Source organism: Gemmobacter sp. LW-1 (assembly GCF_001303875.1).
GTDB lineage: Bacteria > Pseudomonadota > Alphaproteobacteria > Rhodobacterales > Rhodobacteraceae > Gemmobacter > Gemmobacter caeni.
Window position 1 is genome coordinate 62,807 of record NZ_LJSC01000011.1, and the last position, 24,603, is coordinate 87,409.

At 64.8% G+C, this 24,603-nt stretch carries 28 protein-coding genes and 1 tRNA gene; 19 read left to right on the forward strand and 10 right to left on the reverse strand.

Going from position 1 to position 24,603, the window contains the following annotated elements; translation table 11 throughout:
- From AO684_RS01860 to AO684_RS21170, 4 genes are read left to right on the forward strand one after another with little or no spacing between them, the layout of a single operon-like run.
- A complete protein-coding gene (locus tag AO684_RS01860) occupies positions 1-1,266 on the forward strand; it encodes a phage major capsid protein (RefSeq protein WP_054301045.1) in 1,266 nt (421 codons plus the stop codon).
- Positions 1,266-1,820 carry an HK97 family phage prohead protease gene (locus tag AO684_RS01865; RefSeq protein WP_054301046.1) on the forward strand — a complete coding sequence of 185 codons (555 nt, stop codon included), beginning with the start codon at positions 1,266-1,268 and terminating at the stop codon, positions 1,818-1,820. Before AO684_RS01860 ends, AO684_RS01865 begins: the two co-directional genes overlap by 1 nt.
- Before the next feature lies 1 nt (position 1,821).
- The gene (locus AO684_RS01870; RefSeq protein ID WP_054301047.1) at positions 1,822-2,886 is read left to right on the forward strand and encodes a hypothetical protein; all 1,065 of its coding nucleotides are present in this window, start codon (positions 1,822-1,824) and stop codon (positions 2,884-2,886) included.
- Between the two features lie 2 nt (positions 2,887-2,888).
- Positions 2,889-3,059 (forward strand): YodC family protein, encoded by a 171-nt coding sequence (locus AO684_RS21170; protein ID WP_161805974.1) that lies wholly within the window; start codon positions 2,889-2,891, stop codon positions 3,057-3,059.
- Positions 3,060-3,189: 130 nt separating this feature from the next.
- On the opposite strand, the gene AO684_RS01875 is transcribed toward AO684_RS21170, so the two are convergent.
- Positions 3,190-3,264, reverse strand: a tRNA-Asn gene (locus AO684_RS01875).
- Between the two features lie 126 nt (positions 3,265-3,390).
- The gene (locus tag AO684_RS01880) at positions 3,391-4,278 is read right to left on the reverse strand and encodes an MBL fold metallo-hydrolase (protein ID WP_054301048.1); all 888 of its coding nucleotides are present in this window, start codon (positions 4,276-4,278) and stop codon (positions 3,391-3,393) included.
- Positions 4,279-4,327: 49 nt separating this feature from the next.
- Between AO684_RS01880 and AO684_RS01885 the strand changes: the two genes are divergently transcribed.
- Complete coding sequence (locus AO684_RS01885) at positions 4,328-5,629, forward strand: ATP-binding protein (protein WP_054301049.1); 1,302 nt, start codon at positions 4,328-4,330, stop codon at positions 5,627-5,629.
- Between the two features lie 3 nt (positions 5,630-5,632).
- Here the strand turns inward: AO684_RS01885 and AO684_RS01890 are convergent, their stop codons facing one another.
- Positions 5,633-6,172 (reverse strand): CAP domain-containing protein, encoded by a 540-nt coding sequence (locus tag AO684_RS01890; protein ID WP_054301050.1) that lies wholly within the window; start codon positions 6,170-6,172, stop codon positions 5,633-5,635.
- A gap of 176 nt (positions 6,173-6,348) precedes the next feature.
- Between AO684_RS01890 and AO684_RS01895 the strand changes: the two genes are divergently transcribed.
- The 5 genes from AO684_RS01895 to AO684_RS01915 all read left to right on the forward strand — a co-directional run bounded on the left by AO684_RS01895 (position 6,349) and on the right by AO684_RS01915 (position 9,779).
- A complete protein-coding gene (locus tag AO684_RS01895; protein ID WP_054301051.1) occupies positions 6,349-6,981 on the forward strand; it encodes an ATP-dependent Clp protease proteolytic subunit in 633 nt (210 codons plus the stop codon).
- A gap of 112 nt (positions 6,982-7,093) precedes the next feature.
- A complete protein-coding gene (gene clpX / locus AO684_RS01900; RefSeq protein ID WP_054301052.1) occupies positions 7,094-8,359 on the forward strand; it encodes an ATP-dependent Clp protease ATP-binding subunit ClpX in 1,266 nt (421 codons plus the stop codon).
- A gap of 121 nt (positions 8,360-8,480) precedes the next feature.
- Positions 8,481-8,855, forward strand: coding sequence for an NADH:ubiquinone oxidoreductase subunit NDUFA12 (locus AO684_RS01905; RefSeq protein WP_054301075.1), 375 nt, complete (start codon positions 8,481-8,483; stop codon positions 8,853-8,855).
- Between the two features lie 13 nt (positions 8,856-8,868).
- Complete coding sequence (mlaD, locus tag AO684_RS01910) at positions 8,869-9,348, forward strand: outer membrane lipid asymmetry maintenance protein MlaD (protein ID WP_054301053.1); 480 nt, start codon at positions 8,869-8,871, stop codon at positions 9,346-9,348.
- Positions 9,345-9,779, forward strand: a complete 435-nt coding sequence (locus tag AO684_RS01915) for a DUF2155 domain-containing protein (RefSeq protein WP_082400649.1) — start codon at positions 9,345-9,347, stop codon at positions 9,777-9,779. Before mlaD ends, AO684_RS01915 begins: the two co-directional genes overlap by 4 nt.
- Here AO684_RS01915 and aat read toward each other — a convergent pair.
- From aat to accB, 3 genes are all read right to left on the reverse strand, one after another.
- Positions 9,776-10,348: a leucyl/phenylalanyl-tRNA--protein transferase gene (aat, locus tag AO684_RS01920; protein ID WP_054301054.1), complete on the reverse strand. Its 573-nt coding sequence runs from the start codon at positions 10,346-10,348 to the stop codon at positions 9,776-9,778. The genes AO684_RS01915 and aat overlap by 4 nt on opposite strands.
- Before the next feature lie 112 nt (positions 10,349-10,460).
- A complete protein-coding gene (gene accC, locus AO684_RS01925; RefSeq protein ID WP_054301055.1) occupies positions 10,461-11,807 on the reverse strand; it encodes an acetyl-CoA carboxylase biotin carboxylase subunit in 1,347 nt (448 codons plus the stop codon).
- Positions 11,808-11,826: 19 nt separating this feature from the next.
- Entirely contained in the window at positions 11,827-12,318 is a 492-nt protein-coding gene (gene accB / locus AO684_RS01930) for an acetyl-CoA carboxylase biotin carboxyl carrier protein (RefSeq protein WP_054301056.1), read from the reverse strand.
- Positions 12,319-12,641: 323 nt separating this feature from the next.
- Between accB and AO684_RS01935 the strand changes: the two genes are divergently transcribed.
- Together AO684_RS01935 and preA are read left to right on the forward strand one after the other, a co-directional pair.
- On the forward strand, positions 12,642-13,970 hold the full coding sequence (locus AO684_RS01935; protein ID WP_054301057.1) for an NAD(P)-dependent oxidoreductase: 1,329 nt from the start codon (positions 12,642-12,644) through the stop codon (positions 13,968-13,970).
- Between the two features lie 24 nt (positions 13,971-13,994).
- Complete coding sequence (gene preA, locus AO684_RS01940; RefSeq protein ID WP_054301058.1) at positions 13,995-15,296, forward strand: NAD-dependent dihydropyrimidine dehydrogenase subunit PreA; 1,302 nt, start codon at positions 13,995-13,997, stop codon at positions 15,294-15,296.
- A 7-nt stretch (positions 15,297-15,303) separates the two neighbouring features.
- Here preA and AO684_RS01945 read toward each other — a convergent pair whose 3' ends face one another.
- Positions 15,304-15,696, reverse strand: coding sequence for a hypothetical protein (locus AO684_RS01945; RefSeq protein WP_054301059.1), 393 nt, complete (start codon positions 15,694-15,696; stop codon positions 15,304-15,306).
- Positions 15,697-15,790: 94 nt separating this feature from the next.
- Positions 15,791-16,402, reverse strand: a complete 612-nt coding sequence (locus AO684_RS01950) for a TetR family transcriptional regulator C-terminal domain-containing protein (protein WP_054301060.1) — start codon at positions 16,400-16,402, stop codon at positions 15,791-15,793.
- A 208-nt stretch (positions 16,403-16,610) separates the two neighbouring features.
- On the opposite strand from AO684_RS01950, the gene AO684_RS01955 reads away from it, so the two are divergent.
- The 4 genes from AO684_RS01955 to AO684_RS01970 all read left to right on the forward strand — a co-directional run bounded on the left by AO684_RS01955 (position 16,611) and on the right by AO684_RS01970 (position 20,007).
- On the forward strand, positions 16,611-17,939 hold the full coding sequence (locus tag AO684_RS01955) for an aspartate aminotransferase family protein (RefSeq protein ID WP_054301076.1): 1,329 nt from the start codon (positions 16,611-16,613) through the stop codon (positions 17,937-17,939).
- Positions 17,940-17,992: 53 nt separating this feature from the next.
- Positions 17,993-18,298, forward strand: a complete 306-nt coding sequence (locus AO684_RS01960) for a cupin domain-containing protein (RefSeq protein ID WP_054301061.1) — start codon at positions 17,993-17,995, stop codon at positions 18,296-18,298.
- Positions 18,299-18,352: 54 nt separating this feature from the next.
- Positions 18,353-18,796: a DUF302 domain-containing protein gene (locus AO684_RS01965; RefSeq protein WP_152968319.1), complete on the forward strand. Its 444-nt coding sequence runs from the start codon at positions 18,353-18,355 to the stop codon at positions 18,794-18,796.
- A gap of 104 nt (positions 18,797-18,900) precedes the next feature.
- On the forward strand, positions 18,901-20,007 hold the full coding sequence (locus AO684_RS01970; RefSeq protein ID WP_054301062.1) for a calcium-binding protein: 1,107 nt from the start codon (positions 18,901-18,903) through the stop codon (positions 20,005-20,007).
- Positions 20,008-20,011: 4 nt separating this feature from the next.
- Here the strand turns inward: AO684_RS01970 and AO684_RS01975 are convergent, their stop codons facing one another.
- Entirely contained in the window at positions 20,012-20,644 is a 633-nt protein-coding gene (locus AO684_RS01975) for a TetR/AcrR family transcriptional regulator (protein ID WP_054301063.1), read from the reverse strand.
- Positions 20,645-20,793: 149 nt separating this feature from the next.
- Here AO684_RS01975 and AO684_RS01980 point away from each other — a divergent pair, with 149 nt between their 5' ends.
- Together AO684_RS01980 and hydA are read left to right on the forward strand one after the other, a co-directional pair.
- Complete coding sequence (locus AO684_RS01980) at positions 20,794-22,044, forward strand: Zn-dependent hydrolase (RefSeq protein ID WP_054301064.1); 1,251 nt, start codon at positions 20,794-20,796, stop codon at positions 22,042-22,044.
- 77 nt (positions 22,045-22,121) lie between these two features.
- Entirely contained in the window at positions 22,122-23,576 is a 1,455-nt protein-coding gene (gene hydA, locus AO684_RS01985) for a dihydropyrimidinase (RefSeq protein ID WP_054301065.1), read from the forward strand.
- On the opposite strand, the gene AO684_RS21710 is transcribed toward hydA, so the two are convergent.
- Positions 23,543-23,686 (reverse strand): hypothetical protein, encoded by a 144-nt coding sequence (locus AO684_RS21710; protein WP_161805975.1) that lies wholly within the window; start codon positions 23,684-23,686, stop codon positions 23,543-23,545. The two genes, hydA and AO684_RS21710, sit on opposite strands and share 34 nt — an antisense overlap.
- A 71-nt stretch (positions 23,687-23,757) precedes the next feature.
- On the opposite strand from AO684_RS21710, the gene AO684_RS01990 reads away from it, so the two are divergent.
- Positions 23,758-24,570, forward strand: a complete 813-nt coding sequence (locus AO684_RS01990) for an ABC transporter ATP-binding protein (protein WP_235451194.1) — start codon at positions 23,758-23,760, stop codon at positions 24,568-24,570.
- Positions 24,571-24,603 lie beyond the last annotated feature (33 nt).

Genomic DNA, 24,603 nt, shown 5'->3' on the forward strand with positions numbered 1-24,603 from the left:
ATGCTGGACTCTGTGAAGATTGCCAAACGGCAAAGCGAAATCCGCCAAGGGCTTGCGGCTCTGGCGGGCAAGGACAAACCGACCGAGGATGAAGTGCGCCAGATGGGCGACCTTGACCGGGAATATCAGACCAATGAAACCCGCTATCGCGCGGCGCTGGTGGCCGAGGATGGCGAGCGGCGCGAGGCGGGCCGGGATCTGGAAACCCGCTCCGATGTGCAATGGCGCGAGCTGGTGCAGGGCTTCGAGCTGCGGCAAGCGGTGCTGTCGCTGGACGAGGGCAAGGCGCTGTCGGGCAAGACCGCCGAAGTGGTGCAGGAATTGCGCAACGCGGGCGGATATCGTGGCATCCCGGTTCCGCTTCTGGCGCTCGAGCAACGGGCGGGCGAAACGATTGCCTCGGGCACCCCGGACCCGCTGCAAACCCGCCCGATCATTGATCGGCTGTTCCCGGCCTCTGTCGCGGCGCAGATGGGCGTTCAGCTCATCACCGTGGGCAGCGGGGCGATTGAATGGCCGGTGACGACCTCGGCGGTGACGGCGGGCTGGGCCGATGGCGAGCTTGCCAATGTGGCCGGGCCGACCGTCTATGCGACGACCGACAAGGCGCTGAAACCGGAACAAACCCTCGGCATCCATATGCGGATCAGCCGCAAGGCCATGATGCAGTCGGGCGATGCTCTGGAATCTGCAATCCGGCGCGACATGGCCGGGACCATGCAAGCCGAGCTGGACAAGGCGATTTTCCTCGGCACCGGGGCGAACGGGCAACCCCTCGGCGTCATTCCGGGCGCTGCGACCTACGGCATCACCTCGACCGATGCGGCGGGTTCCGCGTCCTGGGCGGCTCTGCGGGCGGCTGTGGTGCGGTTCATGACCGCCAATGCGGCGGCAGGGCCGGGCGCGGTGCGCGCACTGATCCGGCCCGAGCTGTGGAGCTTCCTTGACGGCGTGGAAGCCTTTACCGGCTCGGGCGTGACGGAATGGGACCGCGTGAAAGCGCAGATCGGCAGCGTGGTGCAGACGACAAATGCGCTTGCGGCACCGGCTGGTGGCCCGCCGCTGGAAACCCAAGTGCTGCTGACGACCAATGCGGGCGGCGTTGCCCCGGCCTTCGTCGGCATCTGGGGGGCGTTCGATCTGATCCGCGACCCGTATTCCGATGCGCAATCCGGCGGGCTTCGGCTCACGGCATTGACGACCGCTGACGTGACTGTGGCGCGCGGTTCGCAGCTCGAGCTTGTAACCGGGCTGGAGCTGGGCTGATGCTCTGGGGCGGCAACCTTGGCGCTCTGGACGTTCGCAGCGAGGGCGGGGAAACCCGCCTTCGCGCGAGCTTCCCCTATGGTGCGCAAACCGAGCTGGCACCGGGGCGGCATGAGGTTATCGCCCCTCGGGCCTTCGCAGACCGGATCGACGCGGGCGAGGATATTCACCTGCTGTTCGGCCATAGCTTTGACAAGCCTCTTGCCTCACGGGCGGCGGGCACCCTGACCTTGGCCGACACTGACGCGGCGCTTGTCCTGGAAGCCCGGATCGACGGCGGCACGTCCTGGGCGCGCGATTTTTTGGCGGCTCATGCAAGTGGCCTGATCCGGGGCTTGTCGCCTGGGTTCCGCGTCCAGCCGGGCGGGGAACGGATCGAGCGGCGCGGCGCGGACTATCTGCGCACCGTCATGCGCGCGGCGCTGTTCGAGCTTTCGGCAGTCACCCGGCCCGCCTATCCGCAAGCGCAGATCGAAGCGCGGGCATGGGAAACGCACCAAGACCGGCAACCCCTGTGCGGTGCGCAGTATGCCTTGAATCGGTGGAGGGCATGACATGGGGCTGATCGACCTTTTCCGGCGCAAGCCGGTGGAAACCCGCTCGAGCGGCACCGGCTACACGGCGCAGATCATGGCGGCGCGGCAATCCTTCATCACCGGGGCCTCTGGCCTTGGCGAATTGACCTCGGCGGTTCAATCCTGCGTCACCCTCTGGGAAGGCGGCTTGTCGCTGGCCGATGTGAAGGGCACCGACCTGTTGACCCGGCGGGCACTGGCAATCACGGCCCGCGCTCTGGCCTTGCGGGGCGAGGCGGTGTTCCTGATCCGCGACAAGCTCATTGCGGCCTCTGACTGGGATGTGACGACCCGCAACGGCGATCCGCGATCCTACCGGCTGCAAATCTCCGAGGCGGGCGGCGGGCGATCCGAAATCGCGCTGGCCGGTGAAGTGCTGCACTTTCGTATCGGCACCGATGCCGTGATGCCTTGGGCGGGTTCTGCCCCCCTGCGGCGTTCGCAACTCTCGGCGCAATTGCTGGCCGAAGTGGAAACGGCGATCCGCGATGTGTTCCGCGATGCGCCCCTCGGCAGTCAGATCGTTCCCGTTCCCGAAGGCTCGGCGGATGACATGGACGGCTTGCGGCGTTCATTCATCGGGCGGCGCGGCTCGGCAATCGTGATCGAGGGCGTGGCGCAGGCTGTCGGCGCGGGGATGCACCCGCAACTCGGCAAGGGACCGGATCAGCTTTCACCCGATCTGTCGCGCACCCTGGCCGACAAGTTCCTGACCGAAGCCAAGGGCGCGATTTATTCCGCTTTCGGCATCCTGCCCGGCCTGCAAAACCCCGCGACAACCGGGCCGATGGTGCGCGAGGCGCAGCGGCATCTTGCGCAGCTCATTTTGCAGCCGATTGCCGGGCAGATGGCCGAGGAAGCCTCGGAAAAGCTCGGCGGGCCTGTCCAGATCGACGTTGTGCGACCGATGCAGGCTTTCGACGCGGGCGGCAAGGCGCGGGCGCTGGCAACGATGGTGGCGGCACTGGCGCAGGCAAAGGAAGCCGGGATCGAGGGCGCGACCCTGCAAGACGCGCTGGCCTTCATTGATTGGGCGGATGAATGACCATGACCAAGGATGACCTGAAACCCGGCGATCTGGTGCAGCTCAAGAGCGGCGGGCCGGTGATGACCTATGAGGGGGAAGCCCTATACGGGGATGCGCTTTGCTGCTGGTTCGACGGCGGAAAGCGGATGCGCGAAGGCTTCACCTATGCGGCCTTGAAGCGGGCCGAGTAGCCCGATTCATCTGCGGCGCTGGGCGTGTTTTCCCGGCTTCGATCCGTTACCCCAAATGTTACCCCGGACCAAACGAGAAAAGCCCCCTTGCGGGGGCTTGCTCGTAAATCTCTGTATTGTCAGGGATTTTTGGCTCCGGCGGTAGGGATCGAACCTACGACCAATTGATTAACAGTCAACTGCTCTACCGCTGAGCTACGCCGGAACACGAGGCGGTGTATAGCTTCGGGTTTCGGGGGTCGCAAGAGGGGTATTGCAGAAAAATGACGGGGTTGGAGCAGAAAGTTTTTCGGGGCCGATGTGTGGCGTTCTCGGATGGGTCAGGCGCTGGTCAGGAGCGGGTGAAGGTCGCGGAATGCAGCGTGGGCCGGTCGGCTGTGATCTGCTTTCTGTGAGACAGATCAATGAGATGCGCCAGAAGGTTGCGGCGGGCTGCGGGCTGGAGGGCGGGGGATACGTCGCTGTAGACCCGTGCCGTCAGCGCATCGAGGCCGGCGGGACCCTGGGTCAGGGCCTCCAGAATGGCGGTTTCGCGGGCGCGGCGATGGGTGGTCAGTTCGGAAAGGCGCGCGGCGGGGGTCTCGACGGGCAGCCCATGCGCCGACAGAAACCGCCGCCAGGGCCGCGCGGCCAGACGGTCGAGCGAAGCCATGTAATCGGTCATATCGCCTTCGGGGGGCGAGACCAGCGAGGGCGCCCAACCCATGACGTGATCGCCGGTGAACAGCAGCGCGTCCAGCGCGAAGGCCAGGTGGCCCGCCATATGGCCGGGCGTATGCAGAACCTCCAGCTGCCAGTCTCCACCCGGGATGAAGTCACCATCCGCCAGTTGCACGTCGGGGGTAAAGCCGGTGTCGATGCCCTCGCCGCCGCCCAATCCGGTGATTCCCGCCATGCGGGGCGACAGGCCGGTGCCAGCCGGGCCGAATCCCAGCACCGGGGCGCCTGTCGCCTCGGCCAGCGGCCGCGCCAGCGGCGAATGGTCAAGGTGCGGATGGGTCACGAGGATATGGCTGACCCGCTCGCCGGGGGCGAGGGCGGCCAGAATCGCCGTCAGATGTTCGGGCAGGGCGGGGCCGGGGTCGATCACCGCCACCGCGCCCTCACCGATAATGTAGGTATTGGTTCCCCAATGCGTCATGGGCGAGGGGTTGGGGGCCAGCACCATCCTGACCCCGGCCTCGGGGCGGATTACCTCGCCGGGTGTCCATGGCTGCATTGTCGCTCTCCTCTTTCGCGGGGCGCGGGCTGCGGCTAGGCTGGGCGGCATGAGCTTTCGCCTGAAATCCATCCTGCCCCGTGGCCTTTACGGCCGCACGCTGCTGATCCTGATCGTGCCCATCGTCACGATCCAGCTTGTCGTGTCCATAGCCTTCATCCAGCGGCATTTCGAACGGGTGACTTTGCAGATGACCGGCGGGATCGCCGTGGAGCTGCGTCTGGTGCTGGACCGGATGGCCGCAGGTGACCGGGCCGGGGCCGAAATGGTGGCGTCGGAACTGGGGTTTGGTCTGGGTCCGGCGGCACCGCCGCTGGAGGGGCTGCGCTACGATGCGCTGGATCTTTCCGGGCGCGTGGTGGCCGAAACCCTGCGTGATGAGGTGCCGGGGTTTCTGGGCGCCGATCTGACGCGCGAAAGCGGCCGCGTGATCGCAGATTTAGCCACGCCTGACGGGCCGGTGCGGGTGGTGATCGACCGGCGCCGCACCTCGGCCACCAATCCGCATCAGCTTCTGGTGCTGATGATCGTCACCTCGGCTGTGATGACACTGATTTCCTATCTGTTCCTGCGCAACCAGATCGCACCGATCAAGCGGCTGGCGCAGGCGGCTGAGGCGTTCGGCAAGGGCCAGCACATCCCCTATCGTCCGCGCGGGGCGACCGAGGTGCGGGCGGCGGGGGCGGCGTTTCTGGATATGCGGGCGCGGATCGAACGCTCGATCGAAAGCCGGACGCGGATGCTGTCGGGGGTCAGCCACGACCTGCGCACGCCGCTTACGCGGCTGAAGCTGGGCCTGTCGATGCTCCCCGAAGATGACGAGACCGATGCGCTGCTGGGCGATGTGGCCGAGATGCAGCGGCTGGTGGATGAGTTTCTGGCCTTCGCGCGGGGCGATGCCACCGAAGAGACCGAGGCGGTTGACCTGCCGGCCCTGCTGCGGCGTGTGGCCGACAATGCTGAACGCGGCGGGCAGCGGGTGGAACTGCGGGGATGCGACGGCTCGCTGACGCTTCGGCTGCGGCCGCAGGCGGTGACGCGGGCTATCGAGAACCTGTTGAGCAATGCCGCCCGCTTTGGCACCCGTGCGCGGCTGAGCCTGCTTGTTGGCGAGCGCAGCGCGCGCATCGTGGTCGAGGATGACGGGCCGGGCATTCCGATGGAGCGGCGTGACGAGGCGGTGCAGCCCTTCGCCCGGCTGGACGGCGCGCGCGACCCCAATCGCGGCGGCGGCGTGGGTCTTGGCCTGTCGATTGCCGCCGATGTCGCGCGCAGCCATGGCGGCGCGCTGCGTCTGGGAGAAAGCGAGGATCTGGGCGGGCTGAAGGCCGAACTCGCGCTGGCGCGCTGAGGCTCAGCGCGGCAGGGCAAGCTCCAGCACCCAGGCCGAACGTGTGCCCTGCGCCAGCCCCAAAGCGGCCTCGGTCACGCGCGGGTCCAGCAGATTGGCGCGATGGCCGGGCGAGTTCATCCAGAAGGCCACCAGCCGGTCGGGCGCCTCATCAAAGCCGTAGCCGGTATTTTCCGATGCGCGCCGCGGTGCATAGCCATAGCGGTGCAGCCGGGTCTGAAGCGTCGCGCCATCCGATCCGGTATGCGAATAGCTTCCACGCGCGGCATTGTCACAGGCATGGGCCTGCGCGACCTGCCGCAGCCGGGAGGAAGGCTTCAGACGGCCCAGACCACGCGCCGCGCGCAGGGCATTGACCTGCGCCAGAATCCGCGCCTCGTCGGCAGTGGCGCCCTGTGGTCGGGGACAACTGGCGCTGGCCGGGGCAGGGCCTGCCACGACAGTTGTCTTCCCGCGGGAGGCGGGGACCGGAATCACCACGCAGCCCGCGAGCAGGGCAGCGGCCAGCACGGCCAGGGCGGGGCGGAGAGGGGTCTGTGTCATATCGGCTCCGTCAACGCATTCGCTGCCTTGGTTAGCCTGCCGGGAAGGCGCGGTCCATCCACCCGCCCACCACATCCTGTTTACCCTTGCGCCCTTGCAGCCCCCGGCGCGCGACACTAAGACTCGGGTAACTGGACGACGATATTGCTCGGAACATAGACAACAGGCAGGCGAAGATGAGAGACCCGATCGACACCTACATGAATACCCTTGTCCCCATGGTCGTCGAACAGACCAGCCGGGGCGAACGTGCCTACGACATCTATTCGCGCCTGCTGAAAGAGCGCATCATTTTCCTGTCCGGCCCGGTGCATGACGGCATGTCGAGCCTGATCTGCGCCCAGCTGCTGTTCCTTGAGGCGGAAAACCCGTCGAAGGAAATCAGCATGTATATCAACAGCCCCGGTGGCGTCGTGACCTCGGGCCTGTCGATCTACGACACGATGCAATACATCAAGCCCAAGGTCTCGACCCTCGTGGTCGGCCAGGCGGCCTCGATGGGTTCGCTCCTGCTGACCGCCGGTCATCCGGGGATGCGTTTCTCGCTGCCCAACAGCCGCGTGATGGTGCACCAGCCCTCGGGCGGCTATCAGGGGCAGGCGACGGACATCATGATTCACGCCCGCGAGACCGAGAAGCTGAAACGCCGGCTGAACGAAATCTACGTCCGTCACACCGGCAACGATTACGAAACCGTCGAAGCCGCGCTGGAGCGCGACAATTTCATGTCCGCCGAGGATGCGAAGGCGTGGGGCCTGATCGACGCGATTCTGGAAAATCGCGGCAAGGCCGAACCGGAAGACAAGTGATCTGCGGCCCCCGGCGGCTCGACCGTCGGGGGCGTTTTCGGATTGTGAAGGCGAAAGGCTTGGCCTAAGCTTTCCAGATTGCGCCGCAAGGCGCGCACGGCAGAGGACGACAATGGCGACGAATTCCGGCAGCGACAGCAAGAACACCCTCTACTGCTCGTTCTGCGGCAAGAGCCAGCACGAGGTGCGCAAGCTGATTGCGGGCCCGACCGTGTTCATCTGCGACGAATGCGTCGAGCTGTGCATGGATATCATCCGCGAGGAAACCAAATCCTCGGGGCTGAAAAGCTCCGATGGTGTTCCCACCCCGCGCGAGATCTGCAAGGTGCTGGACGATTATGTCATCGGCCAGGAGCATGCCAAGCGCGTGCTTTCGGTCGCGGTGCACAACCATTACAAGCGGCTCAACCATTCCTCGAAGCAGGATATTGAACTTGCGAAATCGAACATCCTGCTGATCGGCCCCACCGGCTGCGGCAAGACGCTGCTGGCGCAGACGCTGGCGCGGATTCTGGATGTGCCCTTCACGATGGCTGATGCGACCACGCTGACCGAGGCGGGCTATGTCGGCGAGGATGTGGAGAATATCATCCTCAAGCTGCTTCAGGCTTCGGAATACAACGTCGAACGGGCGCAGCGCGGCATCGTCTATATCGACGAGGTCGACAAGATCACGCGCAAGTCCGACAACCCCTCGATCACCCGCGACGTGTCGGGCGAGGGCGTGCAGCAGGCGCTTCTGAAGATCATGGAGGGCACCGTGGCCTCCGTGCCGCCTCAGGGCGGGCGCAAGCATCCGCAGCAGGAATTCCTGCAAGTGGATACGACGAACATCCTGTTCATCTGTGGCGGCGCTTTTGCGGGGCTGGAGCGCATCATCGCGCAGCGCAACAAGGGCACGGCCATGGGCTTTGGCGCTGCGGTGCAGGGGCCGGACGAACGCAGCGTGGGCGAGCTGTTCAAGGAACTGGAACCCGAGGATCTGCTGAAATTCGGCCTGATCCCCGAGTTTGTCGGCCGTCTGCCGGTCATTGCCACGCTGACCGATCTGGACGAGCCTGCGCTGGTCACCATCCTGACCGAGCCGAAGAACGCGCTGGTCAAGCAGTACCAGCGGTTGTTTGACATCGAGGGCGTGAAGCTGACCTTCACCGATGAGGCGCTGACCGCCATCGCCAAACGCGCGATCAAGCGCAAGACCGGCGCGCGCGGCCTGCGGTCCATCATGGAAGACATCCTGCTGGACACGATGTTCGAACTGCCGGGCATGGGCGATGTCTCCGAGGTAGTGGTGAAGGACGAGGCGGTGAACGCCGGGGCGAAACCCCTGCTGGTCCATACCGACGCCAAGAAGAAAGAGCCGGCGGCGGCGGGTTGACCGCCCCGCAAACGGCTGTGAAAGGCGGGCATTCGCCCGCCTTTTTCTTTTGCGGAACTTGGCACTGGACGCCGGAAGGCCCTTGGTACATATGAAGGCAAACACCTTCGGAGATCGGCCCATGGAATTCCTCAAGCGTCTCGTCACCTGGTGGAACAGCCAGACGCTCGGCACCCAGATTTTCACCGCGCGCAAGGGCGTGAAGGTGGGCGAGGACGATCAGGGCAACATTTACTACGAAACCCGTGACGGCAAGCGCCGCTGGGTGATCTTCAACGGTGAGGCCGAGGCCAGCCGCGTGTCGCCCGACTGGCATGGCTGGCTGCATTTCACCTGGGATCAGCCGCCGACCAGGGCGCCGCTGACCCACAAGACCTGGGAAAAGCCGCATCAGGAAAACCTGACCGGTACGCTGGCCGCCTATGCGCCCGCAGGTTCCATTCGCCGCGCCGCGCCGGTCGAACGGCGCGATTACGAGGCGTGGCAACCCGAATAAGGGGCGCGATATCATGGCCGAAAGCACCACCGAAGTCATCGCGGGCGGCGCCGTTCTGGCCGTCGCTATCGGGTTCCTGATCTATGCCGCGCAGGGCACGGGCTTTGCCCGCACCGGCGGCAGCTATGACCTGCGCGCCTCGTTCCAGTCGGCCGAAGGCATCTCTGTCGGCACCGATGTGCGGCTGGCGGGCGTGAAGGTTGGCACTGTCTCGAAGCTCGACCTGAATCCGCAGACTTTCTATGCCGATGCGGTGTTCAGCATCCGCAACGGGGTTGACCTGCCGACGGATTCCGCGGCGCTGGTGTCCTCCGAAGGGCTGCTGGGCGGTAATTTCATCGAACTGCGCCCCGGTGGCCTGCCCGACAATCTGGCGGCGGGGGACGAGATCGAGGATACGCAAGGCTCGGTCAGTCTCGTCGGCCTGCTGATGAAGTTTGTCGGAAAAAGCGCCAGTGACGCCATGTCGGGTGATGCCGGGGCGACCGAATGAAGTGGCTTCTTGCCCTCGCACTGGCGGCGACGCCCGTCGCGGCGGAAGAGGTGACTTCGGCGCCCGGGGGCATTCTGCGCTGGCTCGACAAGATGACCGGCGAAACGGCGGATATTGAACTCAGCCGGGGGCAGGCCGCGGTTTCCGGGCGGCTGACCATCCAGCTTGATGAGTGCCGCTATCCTTCGGCGAACCCCGCCTCCGACGCCTATGCCCATCTGACCATCATGGAAAAGGGGCGCGAGACGCCTGTGTTTTCCGGCTGGATGCTGGCCTCCAGCCCGGCGCTGTCGGCGCTGGAACATCCGCGCTATGATGTCTGGGTGCTGCGCTGCGTCATCCCGGGCCAGCAGCCGCTGGACCTCGGGCCGGAGCCGACGCCGGACGATCAGCCCGACGACGAGTTGCAAGAGGCACCGCAAGAGGGCTAGAACCGGCCCTCGCGCTCCAGCGCTTCGGCCAGCCGCGCGTGATATTCCGCGCGGCTGATCTCGATGCCGCCAAGGCTTGCCAGATGCGGTGTCAGGAACTGGGTGTCGCACAACGTGAAGCCGCCGTCCCGCAGCCGCGCCACAAGATGCGCCAGCACGATCTTCGAGGCAGAGCGGCGGCGCGAGAACATGCTTTCGGCAAAAAAGGCGGCCCCCAGCACCACGCCATAGGTGCCGCCGACCAGCGCGCCATTTTCCCACATCTCAAGGCTGTGGGCATGGCCCATGCGGTGCAGATCAAGATACAGCGCGAAGATGTCGGCGTTGATCCAGGTGGTTTCCCGGTCGGCGCAGCCCGCCACGACGCCCGCGAAATCGCGATCGGCGCAGATCTCGAACCCGCCGCGCCGGATGTCCTTTGCCAGACTGCGCGAGATGTGAAACCCGTCCAGCGGCAGGATGCCCCGCCTGCGCGGATCGACCCAATGGATCGCATCGCTTTCCGCGCTTTCGGCCATCGGAAACACCCCGGCCGCATAGGCACGCAACAAAAGCTCGGGCGTAATCATGCGTATGATCCCGCTCCCGGCGTCTGGCTTGTATCCTGGCAGAAACATCGCAAAGGGGTCCGGGAGTGAGAAACCCCCGGATACCCCGTCAACAAAAGGCCGCGACAGTGCCTCAGGCGAATTGCTCCGCCAGCCATTTTTCCAGCCAGTGAATGTTGTATTCGCCGTTCTGGATGTCCGGCTCGGCCAGCAGCATGTGGAACAGCGGGACCGAGGTTTCCACCCCGTCGATGATCAGCTCGCTCAGCGCGCGTTTCAGCCGGGCCAGCGCTTCGGGCCGGTCGCGGCCGTGAACGATCAGCTTGCCGATCAGGCTGTCGTAATAGGGCGGAATGGAATAGCCGCCATACAGCGCCGAATCCATCCGCACACCCAGACCGCCCGGCGCGTGGAACACCTTCACCTTGCCGGGGCAGGGCGCGAAATTCGGCAGGCGTTCGGCGTTGATCCGCACCTCGATGCAGTGGCCGTTGATCTCCAGATCGCTTTGCGTGAAGGACATCGGCAGGCCCGCTGCAACGCGGATCTGTTCGCGCACGAGGTCCACGCCGAAGATGCCTTCGGTCACCGGATGTTCGACCTGAAGCCGGGTGTTCATTTCGATGAAATAGAACTCGCCGTCCTCATAAAGGAATTCGATCGTGCCCGCGCCGATGTATTTCAGCTTGCGCATGGCGGCAGCGCAAACCTCGCCGATTTCGGCGCGCAGTTTGGGGGTGATGCAGGGGCCGGGGGCTTCCTCGAAAACCTTCTGGTGGCGGCGCTGCAAGGAACAGTCGCGTTCGCCCAGATGCACGGCATTGCCCTTGCCGTCGCCGAAGACCTGGATTTCGATATGCCGCGGCTTCTGGAGGTATTTCTCGATATAGACCTCGTCATTGCCGAAAGCGGCCTTCGCCTCGCTGCGGGCGGTGCGGAAGGCGATCTCCAGCTCCTCGGCGCTGCGGGCGACCTTCATGCCACGCCCGCCGCCACCTGCGGTGGCCTTGATGATGACCGGATAGACGATCTCTTCGGCCACTTTCAGCGCGGTTTCCAGATCGGGCACGCCGCCGTCAGAGCCCGGAACCACCGGAATCCCCAGCGCCTTCGCGGTCTCTTTCGCGGTGATCTTGTCACCCATGATGCGGATATGATCCGCGGTCGGCCCGATGAAGGTGAGCCCGTGATCTTCCAGCGCCTGCGCGAAACCCGCGTTTTCCGACAGGAAGCCATAGCCCGGATGCACCGCCTGCGCGCCGGTGATCTCGCAGGCCGAGATGATGGCCGCCTTGTTCAGGTAGCTCTGCCCCGAGGGCGCCGGGCCGATGCAGACGCTCTCATCGGCCATGCGGACGTGCATCGCATCGGAATCGGCGGTGGAATGCACCGCAACCGATTTGATGCCGATTTCGCGGCAGGCGCGGATGACGCGCAGCGCGATCTCGCCCCGGTTGGCGATCAGGATTTTCTCGAACATCTGGGTCACCGGGCGGACCTCACTCGACGATCATCAGCGGCGCGCCGAATTCGACGGGAGTGCCATCGGCGACCAGAATGCGCTTCACCGTGCCGGCTTTCGGCGCGGGGATGTGGTTCATGGTTTTCATCGCCTCGATGATGAGCACGGTCTGGCCTTCGGTGACGGTGGCGCCCACGGTCACGAAGGGCGCGGCGCCCGGCTCGGCGGCCAGATAGGCGGTGCCGACCATGGGCGAGGTCACGGCACCCGGATGCTGGGCCGGATCTTCCGGCGCGGCGGCCGGGGCAGCAGCAGCAGCAGCGGGTGCGGCTGCCGGGGCGGCCATGGCCATCGGTGCGGCGGCGACCGTGGTGGTCACGATATTCGCCTGTTTCACCACGCGCACGTCAAGGCTGTCATCCTCGCCATATTCGCGTTTCACCGAAAGCTCGGTCAGTTCGTTCTTGTTCAGAAGCTCTGCCAGGGCCTGGATGAAGGCAACGTCGGCGTCGGGGGAATGTTTGCTCATGCCATCCTCGTTTGTTCTGTCGGCGGGCGATGAGCGGCGCGTGATAGCGCAAGCAGCCCTGCCGTGGCTGACGCGGTTATACGCGAGGCGGGCAGGGGTGAAAAGCCTTCGCGTAACCTGGGCAGGCGCCGTGAGCGGCGGGGGCGTCGCTTCGGGCGGGGGCAAGGGGAAGCTGGCGCCCATTTTCCCCGCAGTTCCCCCGGATCGCGCCTGCCTTGCGGGCAGCCGGGAAAAATCGACGCCGCGCTAAAATTTACCGATTGATAAAATTTTTGCCTGTGGCAGAGTGAGGTCAATCAATAAAACAACGGGAGGTTTGCGCCTTGTCCAACAGCCAGCTTACGCCCGGCATCGTGCCCGCGCGTCTGCCCGCCGCCAGCTATGAGGCGAATTTCGCCGACCATACGCCGCCGCTTGACCGGCATGAGGCGCAGGTGGCCGCCGACCGCTGCTATTTCTGCCATGACGCGCCCTGCATGACGGCGTGCCCGACCTCGATCGACATTCCGCTGTTCATCCGCCAGATCGCCACCGGCACGCCGGATGCGGCGGCGAAGACGATCCTCAGTCAGAACATCATGGGGGGCATGTGCGCCCGCGTCTGTCCGACCGAGACGCTCTGTGAAGAGGTCTGCGTGCGCGAGGTGGCCGAGGGCAAGCCGGTGGAGATCGGCCGGTTGCAGCGCTTTGCGACCGATACGCTGATGGCGAAGGGCCTGCATCCCTTCACCCGCGCAGCGGCGACTGGCAAGCGTGTGGCCGTGGTGGGCGCCGGGCCTGCGGGTCTGGCCTGCGCGCATCGTCTGGCGATGAAGGGCCATGAGGTGACGGTGTTTGAACGCCGTCCCAAGGCCGGGGGCCTCAACGAATATGGCATCGCCACCTACAAATCGACCCATGATTTCGCGGCGCGCGAGGTGGACTGGCTGCTGAAGATCGGTGGTATCACCCTGAAAACCGGGGTGACGCTGGGCAAAGATATCGCGCTGGCTGATCTGCTGGCCGATTATGACGCGGTATTCCTGGGGATCGGGCTTGCGGGGGTGAATGCCCTGCGCGCGGCGGGCGAGGATCTGCCGGGGGTGGAGAATGCGGTCGATTTCATCGCCGGGCTGCGGCAGGCGGCGGACCGTTCCGGCGTCGCTGTCGGGCGCGACGTGGTGGTGATCGGCGGTGGCATGACGGCTGTGGATGCCGCCGTGCAATCGAAGCTGCTGGGCGCCGAGAATGTGACCATCGTCTATCGCCGCGGCAAGGAGAAGATGAGCGCTTCGGGTTACGAGCAGGAACATGCCACGCAGACCGGCGTCCGCATCATCTACGGTGCCGCGCCGGTGAAGGTGACGGGCGGCGCGCGGGCCGAGGCGGTGGAGTTTGCCTATACCCAGGACAGCCCCGAGGGGCTGAAATTGCTGGGGGAGGGCTTCACGCTCAAGGCCGATCAGGTGTTCAAGGCCATCGGCCAGACCCTTGCGGGTGTGCCGGAGGGCCTCACCGTGGCGGCGGGCAAGCTGCCGAAACGCGCCGGTGACAAGCTCTGGTGCGGGGGCGACTGTGCGCTGGGGGGCGAGGATCTGACGGTCGCCGCCGTGGCCGAGGGCCGCGACGCCGCCGAGGAAATCCATGCCGCACTGACGGGGGCGGCGGGCTGAACGCCCGCATCAGGAGACAAGCATATGGCCAATCTCGCATCGAATTTCATCGGCATCAAATCCCCCAACCCGTTCTGGCTGGCCTCGGCCCCGCCCACCGACAAGAAGGTGAATGTGGAACGCGCCTATGAGGCGGGCTGGGGCGGTGTGGTCTGGAAGACGCTGGGCTCCGAAGGGCCGCCGGTCGTCAATGTCAACGGCCCGCGCTATGGCGCGATCTGGGGCGCCGACCGCCGCCTGCTGGGGCTGAACAATATCGAGCTGATCACCGACCGCCCGCTGGAGGTGAATCTGCAAGAGATCAAGGAGGTCAAGCGCAAGTGGCGCGACCGCGCCCTGATCATCAGCCTGATGGTGCCCTGTGACGAGGAATCCTGGAAGGATATCCTCAAACGCATCGAGGATACCGAGGCGGACGGGGTGGAGCTGAACTTCGGCTGCCCGCATGGCATGGCTGAACGTGGGATGGGCAGCGCCGTGGGGCAGGTGCCGGAATATATCGAGATGGTCACGCGCTGGGTGAAGCAATATTCCCGCATGCCCTGCATCGTGAAGCTGACCCCCAACATCACCGACATCCGCAAACCGGCCGAGGCGGCGAAGCGCGGCGGGGCGGATGCGGTGAGCCTGATCAACACCATCAACTCGATCACATCGGTCGACCTCGACGATTTCGCACCGGAGCCGACAATTGACGGCAAGGGCACCCATGGCGGCTATTGCGGCCCGGCGGTGAAGCCCATCGCGCTGAACATGGTGGCGGAAATCGCGCGCTCGCGCGAAACCGCCGGTATCCCCATCAGCGGCATCGGTGGCGTCACGACCTGGCGCGATGCGGCAGAGTTCATGGCTCTGGGCGCGGGCAATGTGCAGGTCTGCACCGCCGCCATGACCTATGGCTTCAAGGTGGTGCAGGAGATGATCTCGGGCCTGTCGGATTACATGGACCGCAAGGGGTTCACCGATACGACGGAGCTGGTGGGCCGCGCGGTGCCGAATGTCACCGACTGGCAGTTCCTGAACCTGAACTATGTCACCAAGGCGCATATCAGCCAGGACGACTGCATCAAATGCGGCCGCTGCTATATCGCCTGCGAGGATACCAGCCATCAGGCCATCGAAATGGGCGCGGACCGCACCTTCACGGTGAAGGACGAGGAATGCGTGGCCTGCAACCTGTGTGTCAATGTCTGCCCGGTGGAGAATTGCATCACCATGGTGCAACTGCCGAAAGGTCAGGTGGACCCGCGCACCGGGGCGACAGTGGGGGATTACGCCAACTGGACGCAACACCCCAACAACCCTTCGGTGCGCGCGGCAGAATGATCGCGGCTCAGCCGCCGCGCAGGATGCGCAGACTGTGTTGCCATGAGATCACGGCAGGCTGCGCATCTTCCGGCGGCATCGGGGCAGCCGGGGTTGGCCCCGCCTCGGGGTCAGCCGTATCCTGCGGCGGGCCCGGCCTTTCCCAGTCATCGACCAGAATGCTTTCGTCTCCGGGCTGCGGCACGTTGTCGAACGTGTCAGGGTCGGGCCTGCCCGCGCATTGCAGCACCACGGTCACGCTGGCGGCGGCGGGTTGCACCGCGGCGGCCAGTTCCGTGGGGGCGACCCGCAGGCTGGCGGGCGGCTCGGAGGGCTGGCTGCCGCGTGCAGAGGGTATGCCGGGGTCAGGCTGGGGCAGGGCGCGCGCAAGCTGCGCGCCAATGGTGGACACGAATGTCATCGTCTCTTCCCTTTCGGTCAGAACGCCCCCATCGTATCGTACCACGCAGCCGCCGCGTCGGGGCGGGGCGAATGCGTGGCATTTGAACGATCCGTCAGACCGCCAGCATCCGCCGGTAGAGCGTCTCCAGAAACGCCCCGGCCTCGGCAAAAGGATCATGGCCGGGGCCCAGCACGGCGCGGACCTGCACGTCGAAATCGGCGTAATGCTGGGTTGTGGCCCAGATCGAGAAGATCAGATGGTAAGGGTCCACCGGTGCCAGGCGCCCCTCGGCCACCCAGGCCGCGATTACCGCCGCCTTGTCATCGACCAGAGGTTTCAGCTCGCCCTGAAGCGCCGCGTCGATACGCGGCGCGCCTTGCAGCACCTCATTGGCGAACAGCCGGCTTTCGCGGGGGAAATCGCGGCTCAGTTCCAGCTTGCGGCGGACATAGCCCAGAATCTCGGCCACCGGATCGCCGCCCGCGTCCAGCGCCCGCAACGGATCGAGCCAGACCTTCAGAAGCCCGGCGATCAGCTCGGCATGAATCGCCTCTTTCGAGGGGAAATAATACAGCAGGTTGGGCTTCGAAAGCCCGGCGCGATCCGCGATCTGGTCCAGCGTCGCGCCACGAAAACCGGCCTGCGAAAACACCTCCAGCGCGGCCTCCAGGATGGCCTCGGAGTTCTTTTGCTGGATGCGGGTCTTCGGCTTGGCACGGGTCATCGGACCTCCCGGGTGAAACATTTGATCAAAGTGTCGGAAATGTGCCGCGGGAACGGCCAAACCCGATTGAGCGGCGGTGGCAAACCCGTCAATATGCCGACAGCCACGCCCGGTCTTCCGGGTGCTGTCGCGTTGAATTTTGACCTCGGGGTCAAGGAAACTCAAGCCGTCGCGCGAAGTCTCGTGACGGATAAATGCGGAGATGATCATGGCGCTTGACCGTAAGCCGACGCCGAACGACCTGAATGCCTTCTGGATGCCCTTCACGGCGAACCGGCAGTTCAAGAAGACGCCGCGCATGTTCGTGGCGTCGAAGGACATGCATTACACCACCTCGGACGGTCGGCAGGTGCTGGATGGCACCGCAGGCCTGTGGTGCTGCAACGCCGGTCACTGCCGCCCGAAAATCACCGAAGCGATCCAGAAGCAGGCGGCCGAGCTGGATTACGCGCCTGCCTTCCAGATGGGACATCCGGTGGCCTTTGAACTGGCCAACCGTCTGGTCGATATCGCCCCCAAGGGGATCGAGCATGTGTTCTATACCAACTCGGGATCCGAGTCGGTGGAAACCGCGCTGAAGATTGCCATTGCCTATCACCGGGCACGGGGCGAGGGCGCGCGCACCCGTCTGATCGGGCGCGAGCGTGGCTATCATGGCGTGAACTTCGGCGGCATCTCGGTCGGCGGTATCGTCAACAACCGCAAGATGTTCGGCACCCTGCTGGGCGGTGTTGATCACCTGCCGCATACCCATCTGCCGGGTCAGAACGCCTTTACCCGTGGCCAGCCGGAGCATGGCGCCAACCTCGCCGATGATCTGGAACGTATTGTTGCGCTGCATGGCGCCGAAACCATCGCGGCGGTGATCGTGGAGCCGATGGCGGGTTCGACCGGCGTTCTGATGCCGCCGAAGGGCTATCTGGAAAAGCTGCGGGCGATCACGAAGAAACACGGCATCCTGCTGATCTTCGACGAGGTGATCACCGGCTTCGGGCGGCTTGGATCGGCCTTCGCGGCGCAGCATTTCGACGTGCTGCCCGACATGATGACCACCGCCAAGGGCCTGACCAACGGCGTGATCCCGATGGGCGCGGTGCTGACCACGGCCGAGGTGCATGATGCCTTCATGCAGGGCCCGGAACATATGATCGAACTGTTCCATGGCTACACCTATTCCGGCAACCCGATCGCCAGCGCCGCCGGCATCGCCACGCTGGACACCTACAAGGAGGAGGGGCTGTTCGAACGTGCGAACGACCTTGCTCCCTACTGGGAGGATGCGCTCCACAGCCTCAAGGGCCTGCCGCATGTCATCGACATCCGCAACATGGGCCTGATCGGTGCGGTGGAGCTGGAGCCGATGGCGGGTGAACCCACCAAACGCGCCTTCACGGCCTTCCTGAATGCTTATGAAAAGGGCATCCTGATCCGCACCACCGGCGACATCATTGCCATGTCGCCGCCGCTGATCATCTCGAAGGCGGAAATCGACGAACTGATCGGCAAGCTGGCCGAAGTGCTGAAAACGCTGCCGTAAGGCGGCCCGGACGCGGGGGTGCCCCCCGCGTCCCTGCTTTTGGGGGAAGCGGGATGACGGAAGGTGCGATGCGGCTTCAGGCCATGGCCACGCTGCTGATGGAAAACGACCGCGTTCGGGTCTGGCGATATGATTTCGAACCGGGTGCCGAAACCGGCTGGCATGTTCACGGCCATGAATATGTCATCACCACGCTGACCGATTGCGCGCTGGTGCTGGAGCTGCCGGATGGCGAGCGGCGCGAAAGCTTCATTCCCTCGGGCAGCGCCTATTCCCGTCCGAAGGGAACCGAACACAATGTCATCAATGGCGGTCCGGCGCCGATGAGCTTCGTCGAGGTGGAGCTGAAAGACGCCTGACTTGCGCCCCGGCGCTGTCTGCCGCAGACTGGCCCTGTCCAGACGGAGCCCCGCATGACCCTGATGACCCGCGTTCTGAGCGTTGCCGCGCTGATCTGCGCCACGACCCCTGCGGTTGCCGATGAATTTGTCACGGCGACCAGCGAGGAGGCATTCGAGGATGTGACCTTCGCGGTCGAAAGCGCCATTGTCGGGCGCGGGCTGGTGATCGACAGCCACACCCATACCGGCGACATGCTGGAACGCACACGCGCCGATGTCGGGTCGGACGTTGTGCTGTTCGACGGGGCCGAGATCTTCCTGTTCTGCTCGGCCGAGGTGTCGCGCAAGGTGATGGAGGCGGACCCGACCAACATCCGGTATTGCCCCTACGCCATCACCGTCTACCAGCGGCCGGGCGAGGCGGTGACAGTCGGCTTCATGCACCGGGACGAGCCGACGATGGCCCCTGTGAATGATCTGCTGCAAGGGCTGGTGGCGGACGCTCTGGCAGGCTGAGGTTGTGCCGCAAGCCACCCGTACACGCTGATTGACAGGTTGTCGGGCCAGGCGCACAGTGATTGGGCTTTCTGCTTCATCATTGTGCAAAATCGGACTCTGACATGCGTATCCTGCAAGAGATTCGGGACGTGTCGCCCCTGGTTTCGGCGACATTTGAAGGCGATGTGTTCACGATTTCCGCCACCTACCAGACCGATGGCTGGCTGATCGAGGAAACCGGCTACTACCAGTATGACGGCGGTTTTCTGGTGCTGGAAATCGGCGGGCTGGAATTTTACGATTCGGCGGGCGGCGATGATGACGGGTGGATTTTCGTCACGGCGCCGCTTCAGGTTGCCGCCGGGGAAATCGCCGGCTTCTCGGTGCTGTTCGGGCTGGACAATATTGATGCCTCTGGCTGGCGCTTCGCATTTTCCGCAGGCTGGCTTGCCACCTCGGGCAGTCTGACCGGGGGGGAGGGCATTGACCTGCTGATCGGATCTGGCGAGGCCGATACGCTTTCCGGTGGTCTGGGCGACGATCTGCTGCGCGGCGGCACGGGCGATGATGTGATCGACGGTGGCGCCGGGGCGGACCGGATGTTCGGCGGGGCTGGGGATGACATCTTTGTCGTCGATGATGCCGGGGACCGGGTATTCGCGGGTGGCCTGTCCGGCGGGGTCGATACGGTGCGGACGCATCTGGATTTCCGCCTCTCCGGCCCGCAGGCTAGGGGCGGGGTGGAGCGCCTGGAACTGACAGGCAGCGCCGATGTGGTCGGGGTCGGCAACCGTTTTGCCAACAGCATGCTCGGGAACGAGGGCCACAACCTGCTGGAAGGCCGGCGCGGCGCGGATACGCTGGCGGGCGGCGCGGGGAACGATACGCTCAGCGGCGGGGCGGGGCAGGATCGTTTCGTCTTCGACCTGGCACCGGAATTGGGCGGCACCGACCTGATTGTCGATTTCAGCCGGGGCAAGGACCGCATCCAGCTTTCGGCATCGGCTTTCGGCGGCCTCGTCGCCACGGCAGACGGGGCGCTGCCGGTCACGGCTTTCGCCGCGAATGCCGGGGGCGTGGCGCGGGATGCCGATGATCGTATCCTGTTCGACACCACGACGGGGCGGCTGCTTTACGATGCGGACGGCAGCGGTGAGGGCGAAGCGGTGGTCTTTGCGCGGCTGATCTCGGTTCAGACGCTGGGGGCCGCCGATTTCGAGGTGATCTGACGCCTCACAGCACCCCGATCCCGCGCAGGATGATCTGTTTCACATTGGTCTTGGCGGCATTCCACTGAGTTTCGGACAGCGGTTTGCCGCCGTTCAGCGTTTCGATCTGGTGGCTGAAATCGGCATAGTGCTGGGTCGTGGCCCAGAGCATGTAAAGCAGGTGCTGCGGATCGACGGGGGCCATCCTGCCCTCGTCGATCCAGCGCTGGATCAGCGCGGCCCGCCCCGCCGTCCAGTCGCGCAACGTGGTTTCCAGATAATCCTGGATCACCGGCGCGCCATGCATCACCTCTGATGCCCAGACTTTCGAGCCTTCCGGGTGGCGGCGGGAAATATCCATCTTGGCGTCGATATAGGCGCCGATGCCTTCCGCCGGGGTTTCGGCGCCATCCATGCTGTCGGCGGCATGCAGCCAGATTTCAAAGATATTCTGCACCACGCGGCGGTACAGCTCTTCCTTCGTTGCGAAATAATAGTGCAGATTGGCTTTCGGCAGCCCCGCCAGATCGGCGATCAGCTGCATGGTCGCACCACCAAACCCCGCCTCGGCAAAGACTTTTTCCGCTGCCTGAAGAATGAGCGTTTCATTCATCGCGCGGATCTCGTTGCGGCGCATCGGGCGGGGCGTTTCGTTCATCGGGCCTCGGATCGCAGGGGGCTGGCGGGGAACTGAGATTTTCGTTGACCGGATAGTCAGCTTCTATAGCCTGCAATCTGACCATACGGTCAGGAAGAGATTCGCCGCAAGCCCGCAGCAGACGGGCGGCAGACAGGGAGAGCAAGCTGATGCCAGCACCCGGAGAGAACCTTCGCATCAATTCGGCGCGGCTGTGGGACAGCCTGAACGAGATGGCCCTGATCGGCCCCGGCGTGGCGGGCGGCTGCAACCGGCAGACACTGACCGATGCCGATGGCGAGGGCCGCCACCTGTTCAAGCGCTGGTGCGAGGCGGCGGGCATGACCATGGGTGTCGATACCATGGGCAACATGTTCGCGACGCGGCCTGGCACCGACCCCGATGCGCTGCCGGTCTATATGGGCAGCCATCTCGATACCCAGCCGACGGGCGGCCGATATGATGGTGTGCTGGGCGTTCTGGGCGCGCTTGAGGTGGTGCGCACGATCAATGACATGGGGCTGAAGACGAAGCACCCGATCGTCGTGACCAACTGGACCAACGAGGAGGGCGCGCGGTTCGCACCGGCCATGCTGGCCTCTGGCGTGTTCGCTGGCATCCATACGCAGGATTATGCCTATAATCGCACCGACCCCGAGGGCAAACGCTTTGGCGAGGAACTCGCCCGCATCGGCTGGATCGGGGACGAGGTTGTCGGCGCGCGCAAGATGAAGGCGATGTTCGAACTGCATATCGAACAGGGGCCGATCCTTGAGGCGGAAGGAAAAAGCATCGGCGTCGTCACCCACGGGCAAGGCCTGTGGTGGCTTGAAATCACCCTGACGGGCAAGGATGCGCATACCGGCTCGACCCCCATGGCGATGCGGGTGAATGCCGGCCTCGGCATGGCGCGGATTACCGAGCGCGTGCATCAGATCGCCATGAGCCACCAGCCCAATGCCGTGGGCGCGGTCGGGCAGGTTTTCGTGCATCCGAATTCGCGCAACGTGATCCCTGGCAAGGTGGTGTTCACCGTGGACATCCGCAGCCCGGAACAGGCCAAGCTCGACGCCATGCGCGCCGAGGTGGAGCGCGCGGCGCATGCGGTTGCGGCCGAACTGGGCCTTGGATGCAGCATCGAGCCGGTCGGCCATTTCGACCCGGTGACCTTTGACCCCGAACTGGTGGGCATCGTGCGGGCGAGTGCGGAAAAGCTGGGCTACAGCCACATGGATATCGTTTCCGGCGCCGGACATGATGCCTGCTGGATCAACCGCGTGGCGCCGACCACCATGGTCATGTGCCCCTGTGTGGATGGGTTGAGCCATAACGAGGCCGAGGAAATCAGCCCCGAATGGGCGGCGGCGGGCACCGATGTGCTGCTGCATGCGGTGTTGCAGGTGGCCGAAGTCGTCGAATGACGGGAAGGCCGGGGGCGCTGCCCCCGGACCCCCGGAGTATTTGGACAAGAAGCAAAAGCGGATCGGGAGAGAGCGGCATGGCATCGACGGTGATCAAGGGCGGGACGGTTGTCACGGCGGATCTGTCCTATGAGGCGGATGTCCGCATCGAGGGTGGGGTGGTCACCGAAATCGGTACCGGGCTTAAGGGCGACACGGTGCTGGATGCCGCAGGCTGCTACATCATGCCGGGCGGGATCGACCCGCATACCCATCTGGAAATGCCCTTCATGGGCACCTATTCCGCCGATGATTTCGAAAGCGGCACGCGGGCGGCGCTGGCGGGCGGCACCACGATGGTGGTGGATTTCGTGCTGCCGGGGCAGGGGCAGGGGCTGATGGATGCCGCACAGATGTGGCACAATAAATCGGGCCGGGCGAATTGCGATTACTCCTATCACATGGCGATCACCTGGTGGGGTGAGAAAGTATGGGAGGGGATGGAAGACAGCGTGAAGGCGGGCATCACCTCCTTCAAGCATTTCATGGCCTACAAGGGCGCGCTGATGGTGAATGATGACGAGTTGTTCGCGTCATTCCGCCGGGTGGGCGATCTGGGCGGGCTTGCCATGGTTCATGCCGAAAACGGCGATGTGGTGGCCGAACTGACGGCGAAGCTGCTGGCCGAGGGTAATTCCGGCCCCGAGGCGCATGCCTATTCCCGCCCGCCGCAGGTGGAGGGCGAGGCCACGAACCGCGCCATCATGATCGCCGATATGGCAGGGGTGCCGCTTTATGTGGTGCATACCTCTTGTGAAGAGGCGCATGAAGCGATCCGCCGGGCACGGCAGGCCGGCAAAAGGGTCTGGGGCGAGCCGCTGATCCAGCATCTGACGCTGGATGAGCGCGAATATTTCAACCCCGATTGGGACCATGCCGCGCGGCGGGTCATGTCGCCGCCCTTCCGCAACAAGGCGCATCAGGCGAGCCTTTGGGCAGGGTTGCAGGCGGGCAGCCTGTCCTGCGTGGCGACCGACCATTGTGCCTTTACGACCGAGCAAAAACGGTTCGGGGTGGGCGATTTCTCGAAGATCCCCAATGGCACCGGCGGGCTGGAGGACCGGCTGCCGATGCTCTGGACCCATGGGGTGAACACGGGGCGGCTGACGCCGAACGAGTTTGTCGCGGTGACCTCGACCAATATCGCCAAGATCCTGAACCTTTACCCGAAGAAGGGGGCGGTTCTGGTTGGTGCCGATGCCGATCTGGTGGTCTGGGACCCGGCGAAGGAAAAGGTGATCTCGGCGGGCAGCCAGCAGTCGAGCATTGATTACAACGTGTTCGAGGGGCAGGCAGTGAAAGGCCTGCCGCGGTTCACCCTGTCGCGCGGCAAGGTCGTGGTGCATGACGGCGAGATGCGGACCGAGGAAGGCCATGGCCAGTTTGTCGGTCGCGCGCCGCGCCCGGCGGTGAACCGGGCGCTGAGCGCGTGGAAAGAGCTGACCGCGCCGCGGCCGGTTCAGCGTTCAGGCGTGCCTGCGACGGGGGTCTGAGGCGGTATCGGGTCCGGCGGTGGCGGCGGGGCGAAGGTCAGGACCGGAGGGGCGAAGAAATACTCCTCCAGATCCTCCTCCGTCGGTGCGAAGGCGAGCGTTGTGATCATGGTATCCTCCCTGAATGTCCGAGCATGCGGGGAATCGGTAAACGGAACATGAACCGGCACGGAGTGGCCGGATGCGGGGATGGATGAAGGACAGGGCAGAGAACGCGGGGCCGGTGATCGAGGCGCGGGGGCTGGATCTGGTGTTCCAGACCGCCGACGGGCCGGTGCAGGCCTTGAAGGATGTCAACCTGACCATCGACAAGGGCGATTTCGTCAGCTTCATCGGCCCTTCGGGCTGCGGCAAGACCACCTTCCTGCGCTGCATCGCAGCGCTGGAGCATCCCACCGGCGGCAGCCTGACGGTGAACGGCATGACGCCGGACGAGGCGCGGCGCAAACGCGCCTATGGCTATGTGTTTCAGGCAGCGGGGCTTTACCCCTGGCGCACCATCGCAGGCAATATCCGCCTGCCGCTGGAGATCATGGGATTTGCGCGGGATGAACAGAACCGGCGCGTGAAGGACGTGCTGCAACTGGTTGACCTGGAAGGGTTTGGAGGCAAGTTTCCCTGGCAGCTTTCTGGCGGCATGCAGCAGCGCGCGAGCATTGCGCGCGCGCTGGCTTTCGATGCTGACATCCTGCTGATGGACGAACCCTTCGGCGCGCTAGACGAGATCGTCCGCGACCGGCTGAACGAGGAATTGCTGAAGCTCTGGGCGCGGACCGGCAAGACCATCGGGTTCGTCACCCATTCCATCCCCGAGGCGGTTTATCTTTCCACGAAGATCGTGGTGATGAGTCCGCGTCCGGGGCGCATTACCGATGTGATCGAAAGCCCCTTGCCGAGGGAGCGACCGCTGGACATCCGTGACAGCCGCGCGTTCATCGAGATCGCCCATCGTGTGCGCGAGGGCCTCAGGGCGGGGCATGGCGATGAGGTGTGAGGGCGCGAAAGGCAGGGGGGCTGTCTGCCCCCC

Coding starts and splice junctions, on each gene's coding strand:
- AO684_RS21170 (WP_161805974.1), top strand. CDS start 2,889: ATGACCAAGGATGACCTGAAACCCGGCGATCTGGTGCAGCTCAAGAGC.
- AO684_RS01885 (WP_054301049.1), top strand. CDS start 4,328: ATGAGCTTTCGCCTGAAATCCATCCTGCCCCGTGGCCTTTACGGCCGC.
- AO684_RS01945 (WP_054301059.1), bottom strand. CDS start 15,696: ATGACATTCGTGTCCACCATTGGCGCGCAGCTTGCGCGCGCCCTGCCC.
- AO684_RS01890 (WP_054301050.1), bottom strand. CDS start 6,172: ATGACACAGACCCCTCTCCGCCCCGCCCTGGCCGTGCTGGCCGCTGCC.
- AO684_RS01915 (WP_082400649.1), top strand. CDS start 9,345: ATGAAGTGGCTTCTTGCCCTCGCACTGGCGGCGACGCCCGTCGCGGCG.
- AO684_RS21710 (WP_161805975.1), bottom strand. CDS start 23,686: ATGATCACAACGCTCGCCTTCGCACCGACGGAGGAGGATCTGGAGGAG.
- AO684_RS01970 (WP_054301062.1), top strand. CDS start 18,901: ATGCGTATCCTGCAAGAGATTCGGGACGTGTCGCCCCTGGTTTCGGCG.
- AO684_RS01865 (WP_054301046.1), top strand. CDS start 1,266: ATGCTCTGGGGCGGCAACCTTGGCGCTCTGGACGTTCGCAGCGAGGGC.
- mlaD (WP_054301053.1), top strand. CDS start 8,869: ATGGCCGAAAGCACCACCGAAGTCATCGCGGGCGGCGCCGTTCTGGCC.
- accB (WP_054301056.1), bottom strand. CDS start 12,318: ATGAGCAAACATTCCCCCGACGCCGACGTTGCCTTCATCCAGGCCCTG.
- preA (WP_054301058.1), top strand. CDS start 13,995: ATGGCCAATCTCGCATCGAATTTCATCGGCATCAAATCCCCCAACCCG.
- AO684_RS01965 (WP_152968319.1), top strand. CDS start 18,353: ATGACCCTGATGACCCGCGTTCTGAGCGTTGCCGCGCTGATCTGCGCC.
- hydA (WP_054301065.1), top strand. CDS start 22,122: ATGGCATCGACGGTGATCAAGGGCGGGACGGTTGTCACGGCGGATCTG.
- AO684_RS01895 (WP_054301051.1), top strand. CDS start 6,349: ATGAGAGACCCGATCGACACCTACATGAATACCCTTGTCCCCATGGTC.
- AO684_RS01905 (WP_054301075.1), top strand. CDS start 8,481: ATGGAATTCCTCAAGCGTCTCGTCACCTGGTGGAACAGCCAGACGCTC.
- AO684_RS01880 (WP_054301048.1), bottom strand. CDS start 4,278: ATGCAGCCATGGACACCCGGCGAGGTAATCCGCCCCGAGGCCGGGGTC.
- AO684_RS01950 (WP_054301060.1), bottom strand. CDS start 16,402: ATGACCCGTGCCAAGCCGAAGACCCGCATCCAGCAAAAGAACTCCGAG.
- AO684_RS01990 (WP_235451194.1), top strand. CDS start 23,758: ATGCGGGGATGGATGAAGGACAGGGCAGAGAACGCGGGGCCGGTGATC.
- AO684_RS01955 (WP_054301076.1), top strand. CDS start 16,611: ATGGCGCTTGACCGTAAGCCGACGCCGAACGACCTGAATGCCTTCTGG.
- AO684_RS01975 (WP_054301063.1), bottom strand. CDS start 20,644: ATGAACGAAACGCCCCGCCCGATGCGCCGCAACGAGATCCGCGCGATG.
- AO684_RS01860 (WP_054301045.1), top strand. CDS start 1: ATGCTGGACTCTGTGAAGATTGCCAAACGGCAAAGCGAAATCCGCCAA.
- clpX (WP_054301052.1), top strand. CDS start 7,094: ATGGCGACGAATTCCGGCAGCGACAGCAAGAACACCCTCTACTGCTCG.
- aat (WP_054301054.1), bottom strand. CDS start 10,348: ATGATTACGCCCGAGCTTTTGTTGCGTGCCTATGCGGCCGGGGTGTTT.
- AO684_RS01870 (WP_054301047.1), top strand. CDS start 1,822: ATGGGGCTGATCGACCTTTTCCGGCGCAAGCCGGTGGAAACCCGCTCG.
- AO684_RS01960 (WP_054301061.1), top strand. CDS start 17,993: ATGACGGAAGGTGCGATGCGGCTTCAGGCCATGGCCACGCTGCTGATG.
- AO684_RS01980 (WP_054301064.1), top strand. CDS start 20,794: ATGCCAGCACCCGGAGAGAACCTTCGCATCAATTCGGCGCGGCTGTGG.
- accC (WP_054301055.1), bottom strand. CDS start 11,807: ATGTTCGAGAAAATCCTGATCGCCAACCGGGGCGAGATCGCGCTGCGC.